19 protein-coding genes are annotated in these 21544 nt (G+C 69.8%); 7 read left to right on the top strand and 12 right to left on the bottom strand.

The window, feature by feature from the left end:
- Window positions 1-3 precede the first annotated feature (3 nt).
- Window positions 4-1236 carry a sigma factor-like helix-turn-helix DNA-binding protein gene (locus ON27_RS17120; RefSeq protein WP_051046701.1) on the top strand — a complete coding sequence of 411 codons (1233 nt, stop codon included), beginning with the start codon at window positions 4-6 and terminating at the stop codon, window positions 1234-1236.
- On the opposite strand, the gene ON27_RS17125 is transcribed toward ON27_RS17120, so the two are convergent.
- Window positions 1202-2146, bottom strand: coding sequence for a hypothetical protein (locus tag ON27_RS17125; protein ID WP_245559989.1), 945 nt, complete (start codon window positions 2144-2146; stop codon window positions 1202-1204). The genes ON27_RS17120 and ON27_RS17125 overlap by 35 nt on opposite strands.
- Window positions 2147-2671: 525 nt before the next feature.
- Between ON27_RS17125 and ON27_RS17130 the strand changes: the two genes are divergently transcribed.
- Window positions 2672-3721, top strand: coding sequence for a hypothetical protein (locus ON27_RS17130; RefSeq protein WP_043727815.1), 1050 nt, complete (start codon window positions 2672-2674; stop codon window positions 3719-3721).
- Here ON27_RS17130 and ON27_RS17135 read toward each other — a convergent pair.
- From ON27_RS17135 to ON27_RS39910, 4 genes are all read right to left on the bottom strand, one after another.
- Window positions 3688-4647, bottom strand: a complete 960-nt coding sequence (locus ON27_RS17135) for a LysR family transcriptional regulator (RefSeq protein WP_083887632.1) — start codon at window positions 4645-4647, stop codon at window positions 3688-3690. The two genes, ON27_RS17130 and ON27_RS17135, sit on opposite strands and share 34 nt — an antisense overlap.
- 435 nt (window positions 4648-5082) lie before the next feature.
- On the bottom strand, window positions 5083-6642 hold the full coding sequence (locus ON27_RS17140) for a flavin-containing monooxygenase (RefSeq protein ID WP_083887629.1): 1560 nt from the start codon (window positions 6640-6642) through the stop codon (window positions 5083-5085).
- Window positions 6643-6700: 58 nt separating this feature from the next.
- Entirely contained in the window at window positions 6701-7933 is a 1233-nt protein-coding gene (locus ON27_RS17145; RefSeq protein WP_043727860.1) for a cytochrome P450 family protein, read from the bottom strand.
- A 447-nt stretch (window positions 7934-8380) separates the two neighbouring features.
- Entirely contained in the window at window positions 8381-9493 is a 1113-nt protein-coding gene (locus ON27_RS39910) for a CE1 family esterase (protein ID WP_157227219.1), read from the bottom strand.
- A gap of 330 nt (window positions 9494-9823) precedes the next feature.
- On the opposite strand from ON27_RS39910, the gene ON27_RS17155 reads away from it, so the two are divergent.
- Window positions 9824-10369: a GNAT family N-acetyltransferase gene (locus ON27_RS17155; RefSeq protein WP_043727818.1), complete on the top strand. Its 546-nt coding sequence runs from the start codon at window positions 9824-9826 to the stop codon at window positions 10367-10369.
- A 1-nt stretch (window position 10370) separates the two neighbouring features.
- Here ON27_RS17155 and ON27_RS17160 read toward each other — a convergent pair whose 3' ends face one another.
- From ON27_RS17160 to zapE, 3 genes are all read right to left on the bottom strand, one after another.
- Window positions 10371-11123 (bottom strand): alpha/beta fold hydrolase, encoded by a 753-nt coding sequence (locus ON27_RS17160; RefSeq protein WP_043727820.1) that lies wholly within the window; start codon window positions 11121-11123, stop codon window positions 10371-10373.
- Window positions 11124-11188: 65 nt separating this feature from the next.
- Window positions 11189-11977, bottom strand: coding sequence for a tyrosine-protein phosphatase (locus ON27_RS17165; protein ID WP_043727822.1), 789 nt, complete (start codon window positions 11975-11977; stop codon window positions 11189-11191).
- 44 nt (window positions 11978-12021) lie between these two features.
- A complete protein-coding gene (gene zapE / locus ON27_RS17170; protein WP_043727825.1) occupies window positions 12022-13038 on the bottom strand; it encodes a cell division protein ZapE in 1017 nt (338 codons plus the stop codon).
- Between the two features lie 35 nt (window positions 13039-13073).
- On the opposite strand from zapE, the gene ON27_RS17175 reads away from it, so the two are divergent.
- The 4 genes from ON27_RS17175 (at window position 13074) to msrB (ending at window position 17274) form a co-directional block, all read left to right on the top strand.
- Window positions 13074-13835: a pyrimidine reductase family protein gene (locus ON27_RS17175; RefSeq protein ID WP_043727827.1), complete on the top strand. Its 762-nt coding sequence runs from the start codon at window positions 13074-13076 to the stop codon at window positions 13833-13835.
- 31 nt (window positions 13836-13866) lie between these two features.
- On the top strand, window positions 13867-15423 hold the full coding sequence (locus ON27_RS17180; RefSeq protein ID WP_043727829.1) for an alpha/beta hydrolase: 1557 nt from the start codon (window positions 13867-13869) through the stop codon (window positions 15421-15423).
- 82 nt (window positions 15424-15505) lie between these two features.
- On the top strand, window positions 15506-16846 hold the full coding sequence (locus tag ON27_RS17185; RefSeq protein WP_245559990.1) for a glycosyltransferase family 87 protein: 1341 nt from the start codon (window positions 15506-15508) through the stop codon (window positions 16844-16846).
- The gene (msrB, locus tag ON27_RS17190; RefSeq protein ID WP_043727831.1) at window positions 16843-17274 is read left to right on the top strand and encodes a peptide-methionine (R)-S-oxide reductase MsrB; all 432 of its coding nucleotides are present in this window, start codon (window positions 16843-16845) and stop codon (window positions 17272-17274) included. The genes ON27_RS17185 and msrB overlap by 4 nt, the downstream gene beginning before the upstream one ends.
- Before the next feature lie 269 nt (window positions 17275-17543).
- On the opposite strand, the gene hemQ is transcribed toward msrB, so the two are convergent.
- The 4 genes from hemQ to ON27_RS17210 form a co-directional block, all read right to left on the bottom strand.
- Window positions 17544-18239 carry a hydrogen peroxide-dependent heme synthase gene (hemQ, locus tag ON27_RS17195; RefSeq protein WP_043727833.1) on the bottom strand — a complete coding sequence of 232 codons (696 nt, stop codon included), beginning with the start codon at window positions 18237-18239 and terminating at the stop codon, window positions 17544-17546.
- Window positions 18240-18243: 4 nt separating this feature from the next.
- The gene (locus ON27_RS17200) at window positions 18244-19488 is read right to left on the bottom strand and encodes a globin domain-containing protein (RefSeq protein ID WP_051046700.1); all 1245 of its coding nucleotides are present in this window, start codon (window positions 19486-19488) and stop codon (window positions 18244-18246) included.
- A complete protein-coding gene (locus ON27_RS17205) occupies window positions 19485-19958 on the bottom strand; it encodes an RrF2 family transcriptional regulator (RefSeq protein WP_043727871.1) in 474 nt (157 codons plus the stop codon). Before ON27_RS17205 ends, ON27_RS17200 begins: the two co-directional genes overlap by 4 nt.
- Window positions 19959-20167: 209 nt before the next feature.
- A complete protein-coding gene (locus ON27_RS17210; protein WP_043727836.1) occupies window positions 20168-21529 on the bottom strand; it encodes a protoporphyrinogen oxidase in 1362 nt (453 codons plus the stop codon).
- Window positions 21530-21544: the final 15 nt, after the last annotated feature.

A 21544-nucleotide genomic window follows, 5' to 3' on the forward strand; every position in this document is an offset into this window, starting at 1 on the left:
ACGATCAGTGCGGAGGTCGCGCAGGGAGCGGCGCCCGATGACGACGATCCCGAATCGCTCGACCTGCGCGACGACATCTCGTTCGAGCTCGAAGAAGTCAACGAGGTGATCGGCGAGTTGATCGCGCTGCGCGCCGACCAGAAGGCCAAGGACGGCGACCTGCTGACGGCTCGGCTCGGCGTCGGTGGCGAGAAGCCCGAGACGCTGGCCCGGATCGGCGCACGCTACGACCTCTCCCGCGACCGGGTGCGGCAACTGCACACCAAAGCGGTCGGGCAGATGATCCGGGCCGCGCAACTGTCCGGGCATCGCGCCGCCGCGGTGCTGTCCGCGCGCTATCCGCTCGACGCCAGGGACCGGCAGCTGGTGCGCGCGCTGCTGGTGGAGACGTACGCGACCGACACCGACATCGCCGCGACCGAGCTGTCGTATCTGAAGCTGCGGCTGGCCGGGCATCCGGCCGAGGACGCCAAGCGGATCGCCGGGTTCGTCGCCCAGCGCATCGCGGCCTGGCAGAAGAAGACCAACCGGCGCTTGGCGAAACTGCACGACGCCGAGCCGCGTGCGACGAGTCAGCTGAATCCCTGGTTGGGACAGGTCGATTGGCCCGGCGCCGCCGCCTCCGTGGCCACCGCCCCGGTGCCCACGGCCTCCGCGCGCACCGTGGACAGCGACGACGACGGTCGCGGCCGCTTCTACCTGGACAAGGTCGGTCGCGACGTGCCGTTCGACTCCGGCCTGGAAGCCAGGCTGCTGTGGATCCTCAATGCCAGCGACCGGGTCGAGACCTTCCAGGAACACCCCGCTGCCGTGATCTACGACCTCGACGGAGTGCAGCGGACGCACTGTCCGAGTATCGTCGCCCGGCTCACCGACGGCCGCACCGTGCTGATCGACGTCGCGCCACTGGGCCACGTCGGCTTCCACGTCAGCCGGGTGAAAGCGGCCGCGGCCCGAGCCCACGCGCACGCCAACGGCTGGGGGTGGCTGGTCTGGACCGGCAGCCGCATCGGCGTCCCGGATCTGTCCACGCGGCCGGTGGACCCCACGAGCGAGCAGGCGCTGCGCGACCTCGTCGCGCGCGGCCCGGTGCACTGGGCCGCGCTTCGCGAGGTGCGCGCGAGGACCGGCCTGGAACTGCTGGATTTCCTCGCGCTGGTGCTGCGCCACGAATGGCGTTGGGACCGAGCGCCTTTCCGGCTCAGCGCACCACCATCGCCGCCGCGAGGAACGTGACGATCAGCAGCATCGCGCAGATGGTGATCAGCTGCCAGCGGCCGATGGTCACCTCGAGATTGGCGATCGTGTTGCGCAATGCCTTGTCCAGCCGATCGTGGTCGGCGATCGTGCGTTGAGCGGCGGCGAGGGCGTCGGCCTTCTCCTGCGCGGCCGACTCCGCGCGTTCCAGGCGCGTGGTCAGCTTCAGCAGGTGTTTCTGCTTGTCCCGCAACGACTTCCGAGTCACTGCCAGCGCCGTGCGCTGGTTGACCAGTTCCTGACGCTGCCGGGCGATGACCGTGGCCTGCGTCTTCGTGTGGTACTCCCAATCGGTCACGGTGGCCCAGCCTCCTGTCCTCTCGTCCCGATAACCCCAGACGTAATCGCCGCGCACCCAGCCCGCGATGAACTCGCGCACTTCGACCGGCTCGCGCCGCGGCGCCGCCATCGCGTGCGCCGTGTCCAGCACGCCGGTGACCGCACGGTAGTCGCAGGCGGCGGGGGCGAAGTCCGCGATGCCCAGCGCGTGCAGATACGGCACCCAGTAACCGGGTGGGCACAACCACAGGACGTCCGTGCAGCCCGCGGCGCGCAGGCGCTCGGTATGCTCCTGGGCGAGCCCGCGCTCGAGCGGGCCGCTGCGCACCTCGATCGCGTACACCCGGTCACCCTTGCGCCAGTACACGTCGACCGGCAGAGTGCCGATGCGCCCATCCACTTCGGCTTCATCGGCCCCGTAGGCGAGCAGCCTGCCGCACAACCAGTACTTCAGCCGCCGCATATCCCACTGCGCGGCGGAACACTCCGGGCACCCGCAGGCGTACCCGGCCTTGGCACCACGGGTACGGGCGGAAGCCTCCCCGATACCCAGCTCGGCGAGCATCGCTCGGCGCCCGCAGGCGATTTCCGCCCGCTGCTTCGTTCTCACGCGACCACTCCCCTGCACAACCACCGCAGGCCCGGCGACCTACGCCATAGATCAAGAGTGCGTCAGACTCGGCTACCTCGCCAGCCCGCTTCACCCCGCGCTCGGGTGTGCCACGCGCGAGACCGATCACCAGGATCGGCGTCGTTCTCTGCGGCACAAGGACTTTCATCATGCCACGGGGCGGCGCCGGACAGTTCGGATCAGCGCATTGACAATTGTCGCCATCCCACGACGCGCCCGGCCACCGCCCGAGCGGGCGCGAGAACGACGATCCGGGCGCGGAGTCGCGGACTACGCGCTTCGGCCGGATAATGACGGATCAGATGCGTCGGCGTTGTTTCCGGACAAACCGGGTCGCCGCGTAATCCGCCCGCGTGGGGGTATTTCCGGGGGCCTAGGCTGCTTCGATCGGGTCAAGGATCGGTGCGGCGCCACCGATTCTTCGCGAGCCGCGGATGACCAACTGGGCGGATAGAATCGTCCGGCCGAGTGCGAGCTGGGCCGATACGGGGAAGTGGGTACTGGATGGAGCACGGTCAGCAGACCGGCGAGTCGATCGGCGCGATGTTGTCTGGTATCGCGTCGGCTCTCCGAGAGGTCAGCGAGAAGCTGGACGCGGTGGCAGCCCGTATCGATGGCGCACAGGTCGTGGTGAGCGAACCAACGGTCGAGGGACGGTTGGCCGAGCTCGAGGCATGGGCTTTCCGTGCCGGGCAGGACATCTCGGGTCTCGATTCCCGGGTGCAGCGCCTGGAATCCAGCGACGGCCCGGCGCCGGAGGTTCGGCAGCCGCAGCGTCCGGCCGTGCCGCTGCCCCGGGCCGCGAGCCGGTCGAACGCGCACCGGCAGGAGCGCGTCGACGCGGAGTCCGCGGGCAATGTCGAGGCCCGTGAACCGGCGGCTTCCCGCAACGGCGCCCGGCCGCAGAGCACCCCGCGCGAGCCGGTGCACGCGGCGGCCGAATCGGATCCCGCCGCTCGGAGCGGTTTCACGCCGCCACGCGAGCCTACGGTCACCGCGGTGGAGCCGAATGTCACAGCGGGACAGGGCTTCACCGCACCCCGCGACCCCGCGTCCAACTTCACCGCCCCTCCGTCGCGTGAGCCCGTGCCGACTTTCACCACACCGACGCCGCGGGAACCCGTATCGCCCTTCACCTCCCCGTCACGTGATTCGGGCACCGGGCAGCAAGACACGTTCACGGCGGCACGCGAACCCGCCCCGGCCTCGCACTCTTCCAGCGAGAACGCCGCGTACGAGAATATCGTCGCGTCGGCCACGAGCACGAGTCACAACAGCTCGGCGACCGGGACGGCGTCGGACGCGCCCGGCACGGGGCTCACCGGAGCCCACCGCGCCAGCGAGGAAGACCGCACGCCGGTCGAGAACACGCACGTGGACAAGCTGCAGGCCATGCTCGATGAGCTCAAGCGCACGGCGGCGGCCCCGCTGGGCCGCACCGATCTCTTCGGACCGCCGAGCGACTCGGCTTCGAACGGCTATCAGTCCGAGCGCACCGAGGCGCAGCGCAGACCGGCCGACTACCGGCTGTCCAGCCCGCCGCCGGTGTCCTGAACGACTTTCACCCGTCGTCGTCTGGGCGGAGCCGCCGCAGCCGAACGCAGCAGGATCTCTTGGACGAGATCGCGCAGCCAGCGATGCCCCCCGTCGGCGGTGTTGCGCGGATGCCACGCCATACCGATGACGAGTTCGGGCAGCGGCAGCGGTATTTCGAACGTGCCCAATCCGATCGCGGGCAGCGTGGCGGCGCTCAGCATCGCGGGCGCGGGGCACACCAGGTCGCTGCCGCGCACCGCGAACAGCGCGCTGGTCAGGGTCGGCACGGTGGCCACCACCCGCCGGGTGCGGCCGTGCAGCGCGAGACGGTCATCTATCGGGCCGTGTGACCGGCCGTTGCGCGAAATGCTCAGATGCGGCGCCGCGGCGTACGCGGCGACGGTGACGCGATCGGTGACCAAGGGATGGTCGGCGGCGGCCACGCCGATCACGCGATCGGTGAGCACCCTGCGCACGGTGGTCTCCGGGTCGGTGTGGTCGATCACACCGACCTCGAGGTCGACGCGTCCGTCCCGCAGCGCCGCGGTGCCCTCCAGTGTGTCCGGCAGGAAGCGCAGCGTCACGCCCGGCGCCTGCGCCCGCACCGCCGACAGCAGGGGCCCGGCCAGTTCGGTGAGCACCATGTCGCTCGCTTGCACCGCGAACGTCCGGCGCAGCGCCGCCGGGTCGAGTTCGTTGCGCGGCGTCAACAGCGCGCGCCCCTGCTCGACCAGCGTGCTGACCTCGTATCGCAATTCCAGCGCCCGTGGTGTCGGCACCAGGTTGCGTCCGGCGCGCACGAGCAAAGGGTCTCCGAGCACGCTGCGCAACTTGGCCAACGTCCGGCTCATCGCGGGCGGGGAGGTGTGTAGGCGCTGCGCGGCGAGGGTGACGCTGTTGGTGTCCAGCAGTGCGTCCAGGGCCACGAGGAGATTCATGTCCAGCGCTTCCACCCTTGGATTATCGCCAACGTAACCAGCGAGTCCCGGTATTGCGCCCGCGACAACCCAGGGCGAGTCGACCGGAGCGGCGATGCCCGAGCGGGCTCGCGGAAACACTCCGCGACCGAGCGCGGCCATGCTTCGTGCGGCGTACCACCCCGAGCACCGCCAGCTCTTTGAACAGCGGATATCCGGGAAGGTGCGATCACGGCCGCCGGGATGGCCGTCCTGGCGACGACGCCGACGACGGCACGCGACGCCGGGACCCTCCGCATTCCGCTCCGCTACCGGGCTGCCCTTCCCGGATCGCCAGCCGACGCGGGGCGGGTTCGGCAGTCGATGCAAAAGTGCACAGCGAGACCGGAATCGCCCACTGGACAGACAACCGGCGCGGCGGAGCGGCCCCCTCGTTCCGTGCGACGCCGGGGCTGCGGCGCCTCAGCGGCTGACCCGCCCGCTGTCGCCGTCGTACGGAAGCAGTTCCGCTTCGATCGGCGCGGGCGGTGGCGGCACCGGCCGGCCAGCGGGCTTGCGGCGGGTGGCCAACCCACGGTAGGACTCCGGCCGCACCCGGCGGAACACCTGGGCCGCGCGGGTGCGCAGCGGCAGCCGGAACTTCAGGTCGGCGAGCATCTCGTCGACGTTCTGGATGGAGAAGGGGGTGACGGCGGTGCCGTGCGCGTGGCGGCCGTGCGTGCGCTCCTCCATCCAGCGCAGGCGGGCGTCGATCTGCTCGGCGAGTTGCTCGGCGGGCGGCAGATCGATCCTGCCGGTGAGCAGCGCGGCGGTCCAGTGCGCGGCGACTTCGGCGTTCAGTGTGCTGATCACCGAGGAGTTGTAACCGGCGAAGGTCAGGTTCGGAACCTCCAGCGGCAGGATCTGGCGGTGCAGGCGGAAGTTGCCGTGCTCGTCGGTCAGCCTGCGCTGGACGTACGGCGTGAGGAAGGGCACACGCTGCTGGAAGCCGGTCGCGCACACCACCACGTCGGCCTGCAGCACCTGCCCGTCGGACAGCCGGACGCCGGGCGCCGCCTTGGGGCCGCCGCCCATCTCGGTGATGGTCGTGTCCCGGTGCACCGTGATGCGCCCGTTGGCCACCTGCTCGTAGAAGCCTTCGCTGGTGAGGCTGACGGTGCTCTCGGCGATCTCCTCGAACCGCCCCTCGGGCACCAGACCGAGCTCGCGCAGGCGGGAATGCTTGGTGACCAGTTCCTGAAGCAGATCGAAGTTGCTGATCCGTACCGATTCGCCCGGGCCGTCCAGGAACCGATCCATCCAGCGCGGCCGTAGGTAGTGGAAGTGCGCCTCGCCGAAACGGGTGAGCATCAGCCGTTCGTAGTCGATCACTCGCGCCAGCTTGCGCGGCATCTTCCAGAACAGCCGCCGCGCCACCACGGAGGTGGACGCCGCGACCTCGCTCACTGCGGTGGCGATGTCGCAGGCGGACTTGCCGTAGCCGACCACGACGACGGACTTGCCGCGCACCGATTCCAGGTCGGTGAACTGCGAGGAGTGATACAGCTGCCCACCGGCCGCGCGGAACCAGTCGGCGCCGCGGTAGTCCGGCATCGCCGGGTCGCTGAACACGCCGTTGGCGATCACCAGGTGATCACAAGAGGCCCGGTGCACTCCACTTTCGTCGCGAATTTCCAGCAACCAGCCGCTGTCCACCGGATCGGCGGCGACCACCTCGGTGCGCAGTCGCAGATGCTCGGTCAGCCCGAAGTGTTCGGCGTAGGCGGCCAGGTAGGCCTGCATGTGCTGCCCGTCGAGGACGCGCGGGTAGTCCGCGGGCATCGGGAAGTCGGAGAAGTGATACGTGTCCTTGGAGTTCTGCGTTTGCAGTCCCGGGTATCGCCGGGTCGCACTCCACACGCCACCGACATCGGGTGTGCGGTCGAAGATTTCGACCGGAAAACCCTCCTGTTTCAGCACTTTCGCGCAGGCGAGACCTGCGATACCCGCACCGACGATCCCGATGCGGCTTCCGCTTGTCATGCGCAGGAGATTACGTCCCCAGCGGCGCGCAGCAAAGTCGGTCGACCGAATCCGCTCGTCAGCGCACTGCGGGCGCACTCACCGCAACAACGGGAAGCTCGTGCAGACCGCGGATCAGGATGCTCTCGCGCCACCGCAGGTCCGCGTGGTCCACGGCGGGCCGCAGCAGCGGATAGCGTCGCACCAGCCTGGTCAGCGCCACACGGGCCTCCAGCCTGGCCAGTCCGGCGCCGAGGCAGTAGTGGATGCCGTGGCCGAAGGCCAGGTGGCCGTGCGCGCCGCGGTCCGGATCGAACGTGGCGGGCGCGGTGAACTGCCGTTCGTCGCGGTTGGCCGACGCTACCGAGACCAGCACCAGTTCCCCCGCCGGGATGACGCTCTCACCCAGTTGGACCGGCGCGGCGGTGTAACGCAGGGTGACGGTATTGACCGGTCCGTTGTAGCGCAGCATCTCTTCCACCAGCGGTGCGACGCCGGTGGGGTCCTCGCGCAGCGCCTGGTAGCGCGCCGGATCGGTGAGCAGTTCGAGCACGGTGTTGCCGATCAGGTTCACCGTGGTCTCGTGGCCGGCCAGCAGGATCAGGAACGCCGTCGAGATCAGCTCGTCGTGACTGAGGCGGTCCCCCTCTTCGGTGGCGAGCAGCAGCTGCGAGATCAGATCCTCGCCCGGCTCTTCCCGCCGCCGCCGGGCGATCAGTCCGTCGAAGTAGCCGACGATGGCGTCGGTCGCGGCGCGCATGCCCTCCGGTGTGGACATGGCGGTGTCGATCACGGCCGCCGACCATTCCCGGAATCGCGCGCGGTCCTCGACCGGCACACCCAGCAGCTCGCAGATCACCGTGATGGGCAGCGGGAACGCGTACTCCTCGAGCAGGTCGACCGGCCCCGCGCCCGCCCTGCGGTCGAGCGCGTCGAGCAGGTCGTCCGCGATCGCCGCGACCCGTGGTGCGAGCGCCTCCATGCGCGCTGGCGCGAACGCGGGGGTGACGAGTTTGCGCAGCCGCGAGTGCTGCGGCGGGTCGGCGTTGAGCAGATGATGGCTCAGGCGCTGATTGACCGACGCGACGCCGCTGTTGCCCGCGGCCGCTTGCCGCGCATGGGCGCCCTCCGGGGTACGTGGGTCCTTGCGGACGTCCGGGTGCCGCAGTACGTCCTTGGCGGCGTCGTAGTCCACCACCAGCCAGGCGCGGACACCGGTGCGCAACCGGATCCGGTGTACCGGTCCCTCGGCGCGCAACTGCCGGTAGAAGGCATACGGCGTGCGGAAGAAATCCGCTGGCAGCTCTCTCATCCGCTCGCTCCTAGGCTCGCCAGTGTTGTTGCGCCCCTTCGATGGTGACATCGGGCACGCCGCACGGCCAGTATGCCGGGCGGATCGTCCGGCGACCGACTCGATCTCGCGCCGATACTGCACCGCACTCGCGACCGCGGGTGTCGAGCGCGGGCTGATCGGTCCGATCGCCCAGGTCGCTCGCGCGTTGCGGTTCGGCGCGTGCCGTTGCCACGCTCGGGCGCCGTCGCTCCGCGCCGCGAGCTGCTCCACGACCGGCCGAGGGCGCTCGGTCCTGCCATCGAGTGCCCCGCGCGGCACCGCCGGTGCCGCTCCCCCACCTGGCGAACGCGGCCGTCGAACTCGCCTCGAAGCCCACAGATGGCCGACAGAGTTCGAACCCGAAGGCAGGCCGGTGCGGGAGAAACGGCGGTGGCGCGGCCACCGCGGACGATCCGGAGGTGGCGATCAGCGGCGCAGGGTGCCCTCCAGTGGGTGGGCACGGAAGAAGTCCCACATGATCCGGTTGGCACTGATCGATGTGGTGGTGGTGCCGACCAGCGGCACGGGCGAGGCGATGGACGGATTGCCGGGCCAGGTGTGCCCGCCGTCGATGATCGAGTAGAGCTCGACGGCAGCGCCGGGCGGGCACTCGTAACTCGCCACAGTCACGTCGGCAGCGATCTGCCGCTGGGCGGGATCGGCTCCGCAACCGTTCCGGCGCGCCCACGCCGCCGCTTGCGCCGGTATGGTCTCCGGTCCCGGTCCGTCGATCACCGGGCGGCCCGTCCCGGCGTCCGGCGCTACGACCGAGCCGGAGCCGTCGGGCTTCGGCAAGAACCTGGCGTTCGGGCCCGTGCCGCCGGTGTAGGCGACGATCGGATCCGCGGTGCCGTGGAAGGCGACCACGGGAACCGGACGTTCGGGACGGCACCACGCGAAGTCCTGCAGACCGGCCACCGGAGCGATCGCCGCGATTCGGTCCGACAGCTGACAGGCCAGCGAGGACGTGGTGAACGCGCCCATCGACAGACCGGTGACATAGATCCGGCGCTGGTCGACGCACAGCGACGATTCGACGTGAGACATCAGCTCGGACAGATAGGCGACGTCGCCGCTGGCCTCGCCGAAATCCCAGCGCGGCAGGCCCGGTTGCTCCAGCTGCGGAGTGATCGTCACGAAGCCCTCGGTGGCGCCCAGCGCACTGATCCCGCTGCTGACGTGCTCGATCGCGGCGGGCTCGAGGTAACCGTGCAGATCGAACACGACGGGCGCCGGTCGGCCCGGGTCGACGACGGGCACGTCCTGGATGTAATCGCCGGACCTGTCGCCGGCGGTGAAACGCGACGTCGATCGCCCCGGTACGGCCGCCGGCGCCGCACAACCCGCGGAGGCTGCCGGATCGGGCGACGCGGTCCCTTCGTCGGCGCGCGCCGCGCCGGGCCCCGCGGCAAGAACCGCTCCGACGGTGATCGTGGTTGTGAAGACCGCACAGGCGAGGCGGAGCGGCGCGCTGGTCGGCTGCCGTTCGCCGCGCACGCGACCGACCCGGTGGACGGGCCCGACAGATCTGAAAGCCATATTCTTGAGCATGAGAAGTATGTTTGCACTGGTGCTCGGAAAGCGGTATGGCTTCGCGATTTTCACCAGGCCCGGGGGTTCAGGGCGTCCCTTCGGTCGAGTCCACCACCGCGTAGCGCACCCCGGCCCAGCGCTCGACATCGAGCAGCCGATCGAATCACCTGCCGAAGAAGTCTCGGCGGCCTTCCCGGTCATCAGGTGGGTGGCGCGAGCGCGATGGCGAGAACCCGTGTCCGAACCCGGACAGCCTTGCCATGAGCAGCATCGCGAAAATATAGCTCACATATTTGAAAATGACATTCTCGCCAGAGCGTATGCTCTGATGGACGCATGAGCAACCTCCCAGTCATCGTCGACCGGGCCGGGCTATGGGACGCCGAAGCCCTGAGCGACGTCGCGGCGGCGACATTTCCGCTCGCGTGTCCGCCGGAGGCGACGCCTGACGACATCGAGGTCTTCGTCAGCGAGGTGCTGTCCGGTGAACGCTTCGGCGAGTATCTGAGCGATCCGGCCCGGATCGTGCTGAAGGCCGTCGCGGACGACGACATCGTCGGTTACGCGATGCTGGTCGCGGGCGCCCCTGCCGACCCGGCGGTGGCGGAATCCGTCCGGCTGCACCCGGCGGTGGAGATCAGCAAGATGTACGTCCTGCCCGGCCATCACGGCACCGGCGTGTCCACCGCGCTGATGGTGGCCGCGTTGGACTGGGCGCGCGCGGAGGGGTACGCGGGCGTCTGGCTGGGCGTCAATCAGGAGAACGTCCGCGCCCAGCGCTTCTACGCCAAACACGGTTTCACCGAGGTGGGCACCAAGACGTTCACCGTCGGCACCCAGCTGCACCACGACTACGTGCTGCGCCTGGTCTTCCGAGCCTGATTCACCGCACGAAATCGACGAGCGCGGTGTGGAATCGGGGCCCGACCACCGCCATCAGATGATCGCCTGGCACCACGACGAGCGTGCCGTTCGGCAAGGCCGCGGCCAGCCGCTCGGGCTCGGCGGCGAACGGGTCGTCGGCGCCGGCCAGCACCAGGGCGGGCACCGTGATGTCCGCCAAGGTCTCGATGGGACGGTCGTCGAGACCGGTCGCCACCGCGTGGATGGCGGCCACGTCGGCTCGCACCGCGTCGGCCAGCACCCGGAACATCTTCGCGGTCGGCGACGCGCCCGCACCGTCCCCGGTCATCGCGGCCTGGAGATCCGGCAGATCGATCACGCGACGGTCGACGCCGCCGCAGTCCAGCACACCCGACCCGATGCCGCCGACGACCAGACGCCGCACCCGTGGGTCGGTCGCGGCCACCATCAGCGAGATCACCCCGCCCATCGAGTACCCGACCTGCACGACGTCCTCGAAGCCCAGCTCGTCGTAGAGAGCGCGCACGTCTTTCGCCATGGCTTCCCACGAATAACGATGCGCCTCGTGCGGCTTGTCGGAACGACCGTGGCCGCGCGCGTCCAGCGACACCACGGTGTGCCCGGCGGACTGGAGGGCGCCGACCACACCGGTGCTCATCCAGTTCGCGTTGGTGTCGGCGACCACGCCGTGCTGCAGGACGACCGGAACGCCTTCGCCCTCCCACACCCGGTAATTGAGTTCCAGGCCGTCCCATGTCTCAAACTTCGTCATGCCGGGATCGTAGTGGACGACACCACCACGGGCAGCCGAAGTGGACGCTCGGCCGGCAGCCGCGCTCAGCCCAGCAAACGCGCATGCAAGGCCGCGACCTCGCGGTCGTCGAGTCGCAGTCCATCCCGGACATACGCGGCGAAACCGCCGTAGGTCTGCTCCACCTGGTCGAAGGCGGCGTCCAGCCAGGACTGCTGCACACCGTTGAGCGGATCGTCCGCATTCGCGTTGCGATACCGATTGGACAGCAGATAGTCCTCGGTCACCGTGGCCCGGTCGACACCGAGCAGAGTGAGCAGCACGGCCGCTGTCCAGCCCGTACGGTCCTTGCCCGCGGTGCAATGGAACAACACCGCCCCGTCGGCGCCGATGATGTCGCGCAGCACCGCGGCGAACGCCTCGTTCGCACCTGGCGCGGTGATGAACGCGCGATACAGTCCGTCGCCGCCGGTGAGCGTGGTGGCGATGACTTCCGGCGGCGCCTGACCGATGACGTCGTCCCAGTGCGCGACAGCGCCCGCGGGCAGCCGGTCCGGCCCGAGCGCACGCTCGTACATCGTCCGCAGGTCGTGCACCGAACGCACGCGGCGGTCGGTCAGAGCGGCCAGATCCGCGGCGGTCGCGTTGTTCAACTGCCCGGCCCGGTACACCAGGCCGGTGCGCACGATCCTGCCGTCGCCCGTGCGATATCCGCCGATGTCGCGGGCGTTCTGCACGCCCTGTAACCCCAGCGCGGGATCGGCGACGACGGCAGGCGCCGGGGGCTGGTCGGCGAGCGCGACGCCGGCGACCGGCCCGAAGGCGATCGCCAGACCCGTCGCCATGGCGACCGGGGCGCGGAAACGACGGGTCATACGGCTCTCCGTTCTTCTGGGCGATCCGCCGGGATTCGCCCGCGCTAGGCCGGGACTTCGAATCGCGACAGCGCGAGCAAGCGCGAGATGGCGCGCAGATACTTCTTGCGATAACCGCCCTCGAGCATCTCGGCCGAGAAGATCTCGTCGAGTTTCGCGCCCGACACCGTCACCGGGACGCTCGCGTCGTACAGCCGGTCGGCCAGCACCACGATGCGCAGCGCCACGGCTTGATCGGTGACCGGGTGCACGTTCGAGACGAATACCGACGACACGCCGGAGATCAGCGCGCCGTACTTCGACGGATGCAGCGTGCTCAGGTGCTTCAGCAGCGCGTCGAACTCGTCGAGGGTGGCACCCGGTGTGTTCGCCGCCCGTTCGGCCAGCACCTCCGGCGCGGCGGGCTCCGGCGCGGGCGGCAGGTCGCGGTGCCGGTAGTCCGGCCCGTCGACGCGCACCGCCTCGAAGATCGCGCCCAGCTTCTTGATCTCACGCAGGAAATCCTGTGCGGCGAAGCGACCTTCGCCGAGCTGGCCGGGCAAGGTGTTGGACGTGGCGGCGATCGAGACACCGGCCGCGGACAGTTCGGTCAGCAGCCGGGAGACCAGCATGGTGTCGCCCGGATCGTCGAGCTCGAACTCATCGATGCACAGCACGCTGTTGCCCGAGAGCCGCTCGAGGGCGTTGGCGAAGCCGAGCGCGCCCACCAGGTTGGTCAGCTCGCCGAACGTGCCGAACGACTTGGGCGCGGGCGAACTGTGGAAGATCGAGGCCAGCAGGTGGGTCTTACCGACGCCGAACCCGCCGTCCAGATACAGGCCGGCGCCGTCGACCTGCTTCTTCTTGCCGAAGATGTTCTTCTTGCGCGCCGCCTTGCTGATCTTCGCGACCTGTCCGGCGAACTCCTCGGCCTTGCGCACCGCGGCCGCCTGGCTCGGTTCCTTCGGGTCGGGGATGTAGGAGGCGAAGCTCACCTCGTCGAACATGGGCGGGGGCACCATCTGGGCGACGAGCTGATCGGCCGGGACCTCCGGGTGACGATCGACGAGGCGTTCTTGCATGGACGAAGCCTAGAGACGTGGTGTGATCTGGTCTCATGCAGCGTAGCCACAATGCGATCCAGCTCACAGGACTCGGCCCGGACGACCTCGCGCAGTTGTACGCGTTCCCCGCCGCACGCGAGGAGCCATGGGTGCGCGCCAATTTCGTCTCCAGTATCGACGGCGCCGCCACCAGCGGGAATCTGACCGAAGGGCTCGGTACCCCGGCCGACCGAACGGTGTTCATGCTGCTGCGGGAACTGGCCGAGGTGATCGTGGTCGGCGCGGGCACCGCGCGCGCGGAGAACTACGGCGGGGCCCGCACGGATTCGGCGCGCAGGCGCGCCTTCCACGAGCGCGGCATCGGCGGGCATCCCGACGGCGCGCCGCCGCCGATCGCGGTGGTCACGGCGAGCGCGGCGATCGACCCCGGCGCGCGCCTGCTCACCGACACCCGGGTGCCGCCGTTGATCATCACGACGGCCACCGCGCCCGCCGACCGCAAACAGCGGCTGGCGGACGCGGGCGCCGAGGTGATCGAAGCCGGCGACATCGCGGTGACACCCGGCGGCCTGCTGCGCGTGCTCGCCGAGCGCGGCCTGCGGCGCGTGCTCACCGAGGGCGGCCCGCACCTGTTCGGCGAACTGCTGGAGGCCGACGTGGTGGACGAGCTCTGCCTGACCACCGCGCCGCTGCTGGTCGGCGGCGCCGCGCGGCGAATCTCGCTGTCCGCGCACGAGTTCCGCGTCCGCATGACCCGCGCGCACGTCCTGCTGGACGACGACGGCACGATGCTCACCCGGTGGGCCCGTCGATGAAAGAACCGCCCGAACCTGGCAGGCTGTAGCAATGCGCTGGACTCGGGCCGCCGTGCTTGCCGCCACCCTCTCGATCGTGACCGCCGGTTGCGGCGCGGGACCGTCGGATCGTCCCGGCGTCGCGGTGCAGCGCCCGCCCGTGGCGGGCACCGCGACGACCTCCGCGGCACCCGCCGCGCCGCCGAACGCCGAGCTGCCCAAGACCGACCTCAGCTGGCGGGAGTGCACGCAGCCGACCCTGGACCAGCTCGGGCTCGGCCCCGCCCCCGCCGGCTTGGTGCTCGACTGCGCGGAGTACTCCACCCCGATCGATTCGGCGGGCGCCGTGCTGGGGAACTTCCGCGCGGGCGCGATGCGGGCCCGGCTGCCGCAGACACCGACCGATGTGCCGCCGCTGGTGCTCACCTCCGGTTCGGATCGCTCCTCGTCGGCCACCCTGGCCGGATTGGCCGCGGGCCCGGCCTCGGCGCTGCTGGCCGCCCGCCCGATCGTCGCGGTGGACCGGCGCGGCATCGGCAGCTCGCAGCCGATCGACTGCCTGCCGCCGGAGATCCGCCGCGGCCTGGCCGACAACGCCCAATCCGGACCGGACGCGGGTGACCCGGTGGCGAAGATGATCAAACTGAGCCAGGACGGCACCATCGCCTGCCGCGACTTCCTGCAGCCCTACGAGGGCACCTTCGACGCGCCGCACGCCGCCGACGACATCGAGCAGTTGCGCAGGCAGTGGCAGGTGGAGCACATCACGCTGCTGGGCACGGGCAACGGCGCGAAAGTCGCGCTCAGCTACGCCCGCAAATACGGCGACCACCTCGCCCGATTGGTGCTCGACTCCCCCGAGCCGGTCGGCACCGACGCCGTGACCCGCGCCGAGCAGACCGTGCAGGGCGCCGAAGCGGCGCTGACCGCGTTCGCCCAGCGCTGCGTCGGCCTCGGCTGCTCGCTCGGCGCAGACCCGCGCGCCGCGGTCACCGATCTGGTGAACCGGGCCGGGACGGGCGGGCTCGGCGACATTTCGGCGAACGCGTTGCTCACCGCGCTGTCGGGCTTCCTCGGCAGTCCCCGAGCCGACCAGGTCAACCGGGTGGCCGAACTGTCCGACGCCCTCGCCGCGGCAGGGCGCGGGGACCGAGGAGCATTGAGCAACCTGATCACGCGCGAAACCGCGGCCACCGAGAACGACGGCCAGTTCGTCAACCGGTGCACCGACACACAGCTGCCGCCCACGCCGGACAAGGCCACCGAACTGTCGAACACCTGGGCTGGCAAATACCCCGTCTTCGGCAAGGCCGCGGCCATCGCCCTGATGGAGTGCGCGGCCTGGCCGGTGTCGACCGCGCCCCCGCTGCCGGAGAAGCTCGGTCTCCCGGTGCTCGTGCTGGGCGGGGTCGCCGATCCGGTCGTCGGCAACGCCGGTCAATCGTCGGTGACCGGCGCACTCCGATCGGCGGGCGCACGTAACGCGGCGCTGTCCTGGCAGGGCTACGGCCATCCGGTGTCCACGCATTCCGCGTGCGCGCAGCGGGCGGTGCTCGACTACCTGAAGGACGGCAAACTTCCAGCCGACGGCACCGCCTGCCCAGCCTGAGCCCGGCGCCGGGGGCCGTCGGAGCGACGCGTCAGGCAGGTCCCGGCAACCACCGGTAACCGATCCGGTGTACCGTGCCCCAGTGTTCCTTCGACAGCTCGAGCCCCGCACTGCTCGCACCACCGCCGAGGTGATCAAGTTCGCACTCTGGCCGCTGGCGGTCATGACGGTGCTCAACCGGGTCTTCATCAAGGCTGTCAACGGCTTCGTCACCGACGACTACAAGCCGGTCTACCAGGCTTCCCTCGACTTCCTGAACGGACGCCCGGTCTACACCGCGAACTTCGACTCGGTGGACCCGCACTATCTGTACCCGCCCAGCGGTACCCTGCTGATCGCGCCGATCGCCGCCATCGACTACGAGAAGTCGCGCTGGCTGTTCATCGCCCTGAACGCGATCGCGATCCTCGTCGCGTGGTACCTGCTGCTGCGGCTGTTCCGGTACACGCTGAACTCGGTCGCCGCGCCGGCGCTGCTGCTGGCGATGTTCTCGTCCGAAACCGTGATCAACACGCTGGTGTTCACCAACGTCAACGGCTGTGTGCTGCTGGCCGAGCTGATCTTCATCCACCTGCTGCTGAAACGGCGGGATCTGTGGGCGGGCGCCGCGCTCGGATTGAGTATCGCGGTCAAACCGACGCTGGCACCCTTGCTGTTGATCGCGCTGGCACGCGGGCAATGGAAGGTGTTCGTGACCGCGCTGGGCGTGCCGCTGGCGCTCACCGCGATCGCCTGGCCGCTGTCGAAGGACCCCGAGAAGTTCCTCACCCGCACCGCGCCCTACATCTTCGAATCCCGCGACTACTTCAACAGCGCGATCGTCGGCAACGGCGAGTACTACGGCCTGCCGCCATGGCTGACCTGGGGCATGCGCCTGGTGCTCGGCGTGCTCGTGCTGATCTCGCTGTGGCTGCTGTACCGCTACTACCGCGAGGACGAGCTGTTCTTCGTCTGCACCTGCTCCGGCGTGCTGCTGACGGCCTCCTTCCTGCTCAGCTCACTGGGGCAGATGTACTACTCGATGATGCTGTTCCCGTTCCTGATGACGGTGGTGCTGCGCAATTCGGTGCTGCGCAACTGGCCGGCGTGGCTGGCGATCTTCGGGTTCATGAGCTACGACAAGTGGCTGTCGGACCGCTGGCAGCACATCGGCCGCAACCTGGAGTACCTGCGCATCACCTTCGGCTGGGGGCTGCTGCTGATCGTCGTGTTCTGCGTGCTCGGCGAGCGTTATCTGGCCGCGCGGCGGGAAGGCAGGCTGCCGTTCGGGCTCGACCCCGAATGGATGAAGTCCGCACCGGACCCTCGCGGCGACGCGGCGCGACCGCCCGCCCTCGCGACCGGATCCGCCGTCGCGACGGAGACTTCCCCACACAACGGTTCGGCGCCCCTGGAGCAGAATCGTATTAGCGTGGAGCCATGAGTTTCTCCCTGCCCGCGCCGCGCATCCAGCTCTCACCGCAGGAATGGCGGTCGAAGCTGGACCCCGAGGAATACGCGGTGCTGCGCGAGGCCGCCACCGAGCGCCCGTTCACCGGCGAATACACCGACACCCATACCGAAGGTTTCTACGTGTGCCGGGCCTGCGGCAGCGAACTGTTTCGCAGTACCGAGAAGTTCGACTCGCACTGCGGCTGGCCCTCCTTCTTCGATCCGGCGAAGTCCGAAGCGGTGATTCTCCGCCCGGACGATTCGCTCGGCATGCACCGGGTCGAAGTGCTGTGCGCGAACTGCCACAGCCACCTCGGCCACGTGTTCGAGGGCGAGGGATACAACACGCCCACCGACAAGCGCTACTGCATCAACTCCATCGCCCTGCGGCTGCACCCCTCGGACAGCGCAGCGGAGTAACAGCCCGACCGCTCACCGGCAGCGTACGGAGCGCCGGCGTTGCGCGCATGCCCCGAAAACTCTGGGCAAGCGTGCCCGGCAGTGACCGGACTGCCTGCGGCGGCGGCACGTGACACCCGCGCATCCGCCGCCGACCAGGCATGCGTCTGCCGAACCGGGCTCGCGGCGGCCCGGCCCGCCGTTGCGGAATCCGCACCGACAGCGCCACCGCTACCGGCCGTCCACCGACCGGCAATCGAGCGCGCCGGGGCCGACCCGCCGACGGAGGGTCAGGGCAGGGCGGCGATCAGTTTCTCGATCTCCACGCGGGGGCCGGTGAAGAACGGGATCTCCTCGCGCACGTGCTTGCGGGCGTCGGTGGCCCGCAGATCGCGCATCAGGTCGACGATGCGGTGCAGTTCGGGCGCCTCGAAGGCCAGGATCCACTCGTAGTCGCCGAGCGCGAACGAGCTGACGGTATTGGCCCGCACGTCCGGATATCCCCGCGCGGCCTTGCCGTGTTCGGCCAGCATCCGGCGGCGCTCGTCGTCCGGCAGCAGGTACCAGTCGTAGGACCGGACGAACGGGTACACGCAGATGTAGGCCCCGGGTTCCTCACCGGCCAGGAACGCCGGGATGTGGCTCTTGTTGAACTCGGCCGGACGGTGCAGCGCCACGTTGCTCCAAACCGGCGCACTGGCCCGGCCGAGTGCGGTGCTGCGGCGGAAATCGGCGTAGGCCGCCTGCAGGTCCTCGACGCGTTCGGCGTGCGTCCAGATCATGAAATCGGCGTCGGCGCGCATCCCCGCCACGTCGTAGACGCCGCGGACCACGACGTCGCGGTCGGCCAGACCGTCGATGTACGCCCTGGCCTCCTTGGTCGCGGCGTCCCGGTCCTCGCCCAGCACTCCGGGCTGAACCTGGAAGACCGAGAACATCAGGTAGCGGATGGTGGAGTTGAGAGCCTCATAGTCGAGTCGCGCCATAGCACTATCGTGCCACTCGGTCGGGAGCACCCGCGCCGCCGGGCGTGAACTGCTCGACGTGCACCCGAGCGTCCGGGATCCCGAGGACGCGCAGCTGACTCCCGATGTCGCGCAGGAACGCGGGCGGACCGCAGACGTAGACGTCGGCGTCGGCGGGCAACTCCAGTGCCGAGAGATCGACCCGGCCGTGCCGAGCGCCGGGAACTGGCTGCTCGTACCAGATCTCGACCGCGGCCTGTTCGAGCCGGGTAGCGAGTTCCCGGAGCCGTCGGCGCAGCGGATGGGTCCGCGGCCCGCGGTCCGCGTGCACGATCACGGTGCGGCGCCACGGGGCGTTGACGGTGAGGTATTCCAGGACACCGATCGTCGGGGTCACTCCGATTCCGCCGGAGATCAGCACCAGCGGGGTCGTCGCCGCGGTGTCGATGACGACATCGCCGAACGGGAGAGTGATCTGCAGCGGGTCGCCGGGGCGCAGACGCTCGTGCAGCCACGAGGAGACCTCGCCCGCCGGGCACCCGCCCGCCGCCTCGACCCGTTTGACGGCGAACGACAGCGCGCCCTCGCGCGACCCGCCGACCAGGCTGTACTGCCGCAGTTGGCGCGCGCCGTCGGGAAGCCGCACACCCACCGAGATGTACTGTCCAGGAACGAAGCCCGGCAGCTGGTAGTCCGGGTCAGCGGACTCGACGGTGAAGATCGCGACGCCGGAAGGGTCGTCCTCGCGCGCCAGGACGCGCACGTCGCGGAAGACATCGCCGAAGTCCACGCCCGCCTCGGCGTACAGCCCCTTCTCTCGATCCATCAGCGCGGCGGCCATCAGCCAGTAGACTCGATCCCAAGCGGCCGCGACCGGCGCGTCGACCACGTCGGCGCCGAGAACTTCCACGATGGCGGCGAACAGATTGTCGTGCACGATCTGGTACTGCTCCGGAGTCACGCCGAGCGACGCGTGCTTGTGCGCGATCCGCGACAACATGGTCGCCGGGTGCGGCAACGCGGGATCGACCAGGTAGGTGGCGAACGCGGCGATCGAGGCCGCCAGCGCACGCTGCTGACTGCCCTGTGCCTGGTTGCCTCGGTTGAACGTGTCGCGCAGCAAGCGCGGGTGGGCCTCGAACAGCGTCCGATAGAACACGGCCGTGATGCGATCGATATTCGCCGCGACCAGTGGCAGTGTCGCGCGGACGATGTCGGCGTACTGCGGTTCCAGTTCCGGTTCGGCACGGACAACGCTGTCGGTGTTCATGAAATTTCATCCCTCTCGTTGGAACCATTCGCGCCGGGGTGGGCGAGTAATTGCAGCAATCCGCCGGTCGATGAAGTGACCAATTCCTCTACTGAATAGCGGTCCAGCTCGGCATAAAAAGCCTTCTTCGCGTCGGCGAGAATTCGGCGCAGCCGGCACGCTCCCAGGAACGGGCACGGCTCCGGTTCTCCGCATTCCACCACGTCGCGGTCGCCTTCCAATTCCCGGATGAGCCGGCCCACCGACGCGGCGCGGCCCGCCGCGGTGATGAACAATCCCCCGGACCGTCCGCGATGCGCCTCCAGCAGACCGAGGTCGACGAGCCGCGACACGGCTTTGGCGACATGCTTCTCGGACGCCCCGACCTGCCGGGCGATGAGTTTGGTGGTCACCCGGGAATCGGTGTCGCCGTCCACCGCGAGACGCATGATGGTGCGCAAGCCGATATCGGTGAAGTGCGAGAACTGCATGGTGATCACGGTACCGGCGCTTTTCACCGAATCCGCGCACCGGCGGAGTGTGCTTGATTACGCCGGTTCGTGCGTATTTTCGACGTGGCGAAATCCGGTCCGCAGGCTTGGGTGAACAGCGCAATCACCGCAGCACGAAAAATTGCGCACGCGAGGAGAAACCCGGGTCCGGTCGCGGGAACGTGCGCGACCGGCCGTTGCGGCGCCGATCAGGTTGCGGTGTTCGCCCCCATCCGCTCCGCGATGCGATGCGCTGCGGCGGCGCCGGAGGCGACGCACGCGGGTACGCCCACGCCGTGCAGGTACGCACCGGCCACGGCCAAGCCGTCGAGCGTCGCGACCTCGGCTTCGACCGCCGCGATACGGGCGGGGTGGCCGGGCGCGTACTGGGCGAGGCCGCCCGGCCAGCGCTGGACGACCGTCGCGACCGGCTCGATGGCGACCCCGGTGACGGTTGCCAGGTCCTCGGTGGCGGCGGTGACGAGCTCGGCATCGGGCCACGACAGCGGCGAGTCGTCGCCGAACTTGCCGAAGGAGACTCGGACGAGCGCTGTCTCGCGTTGCGCCAGATGTGTCCATTTGCGGCTGGAGAGCGTGAACGCTTTGGCGCGCAGCCGCTCTCCGGTGGCCACCAGGATGCCGGAGTTCCGCGGCAAGGCGGTCTCCCGTGGCAGCGCGAGCGCCACCACCACCGACGAGGACAGTTCTACGCCCGCCAGTTCCGCCGCCGCGGCGGGGGCGACGGTCTTCAGCAGCCGCGCGGTCACCGGCGCCGGGGTGGCGAGCACTACGGCGTCGACGGCGCCGATCGGGTCGACCACCCAGCCACGCAGCCCCCTGGCCAAGCGCGTTCCCGGTGTCGCGGTGACGAATCGCGCAGCGGAGCGTTCGGCCAGGGCCTCGAGCAGCACCCGGTAACCGTCCCGGATTCCGCCGAAGACCGGCGCGTTCGACGGCGGCGGCAGCGCGGCGCCGACGGCTGCGGTGAGGCTGGGCGCACCCCCGTCCAGCGCCGCGGCCAGCGTGGGCAGCGCGGCGCGCACACCGATGGAACGGGAACTGCCCGCGTACACGCCACCGAGCAGCGGGTCCACGCTGCGCTCGGCGACCTGCGCGCCGAATCGGTCGGCGACCAGGCGATAGACGTCGATATCGGACCCGCGCTCCCAGGTGAGCGGCCGGTCGGGTTCGGCGGCGATCCGTGCCAGGGTGGCGTCGTCGACCAGCCCCCGCATCGACTCGGCGTTCGCCGGGACACCCATCAGCGTGCCTTCCGGCATCGGATGCGCCGACCCGGATGCCCACACCAGCGGCCGCAACCCGGCGGGAGTCACCAGCTGCGACCCGAGCCCGAGTTCACTCAGCAGCGCGGGCACTTCCGGCCGTCGCCCGACGAACGCTTCGGCCCCGAGATCCAGTGGCCCTCCGGCCAATTCCCCGGTGTAGAGGATGCCGCCGACCCGCTCGGCCCGATCGAGCACGAGCACGTCGGCATCCGGTCCGAGCGCCGTCCGCAACCGATACGCGGCTACCAGTCCACTGATCCCGCCGCCGACCACCGCGATACGCATATCTCGACCGTATCG

This window comes from Nocardia asiatica NBRC 100129 (assembly GCF_000308415.1).
GTDB classification, from domain to species: domain Bacteria; phylum Actinomycetota; class Actinomycetes; order Mycobacteriales; family Mycobacteriaceae; genus Nocardia; species Nocardia asiatica.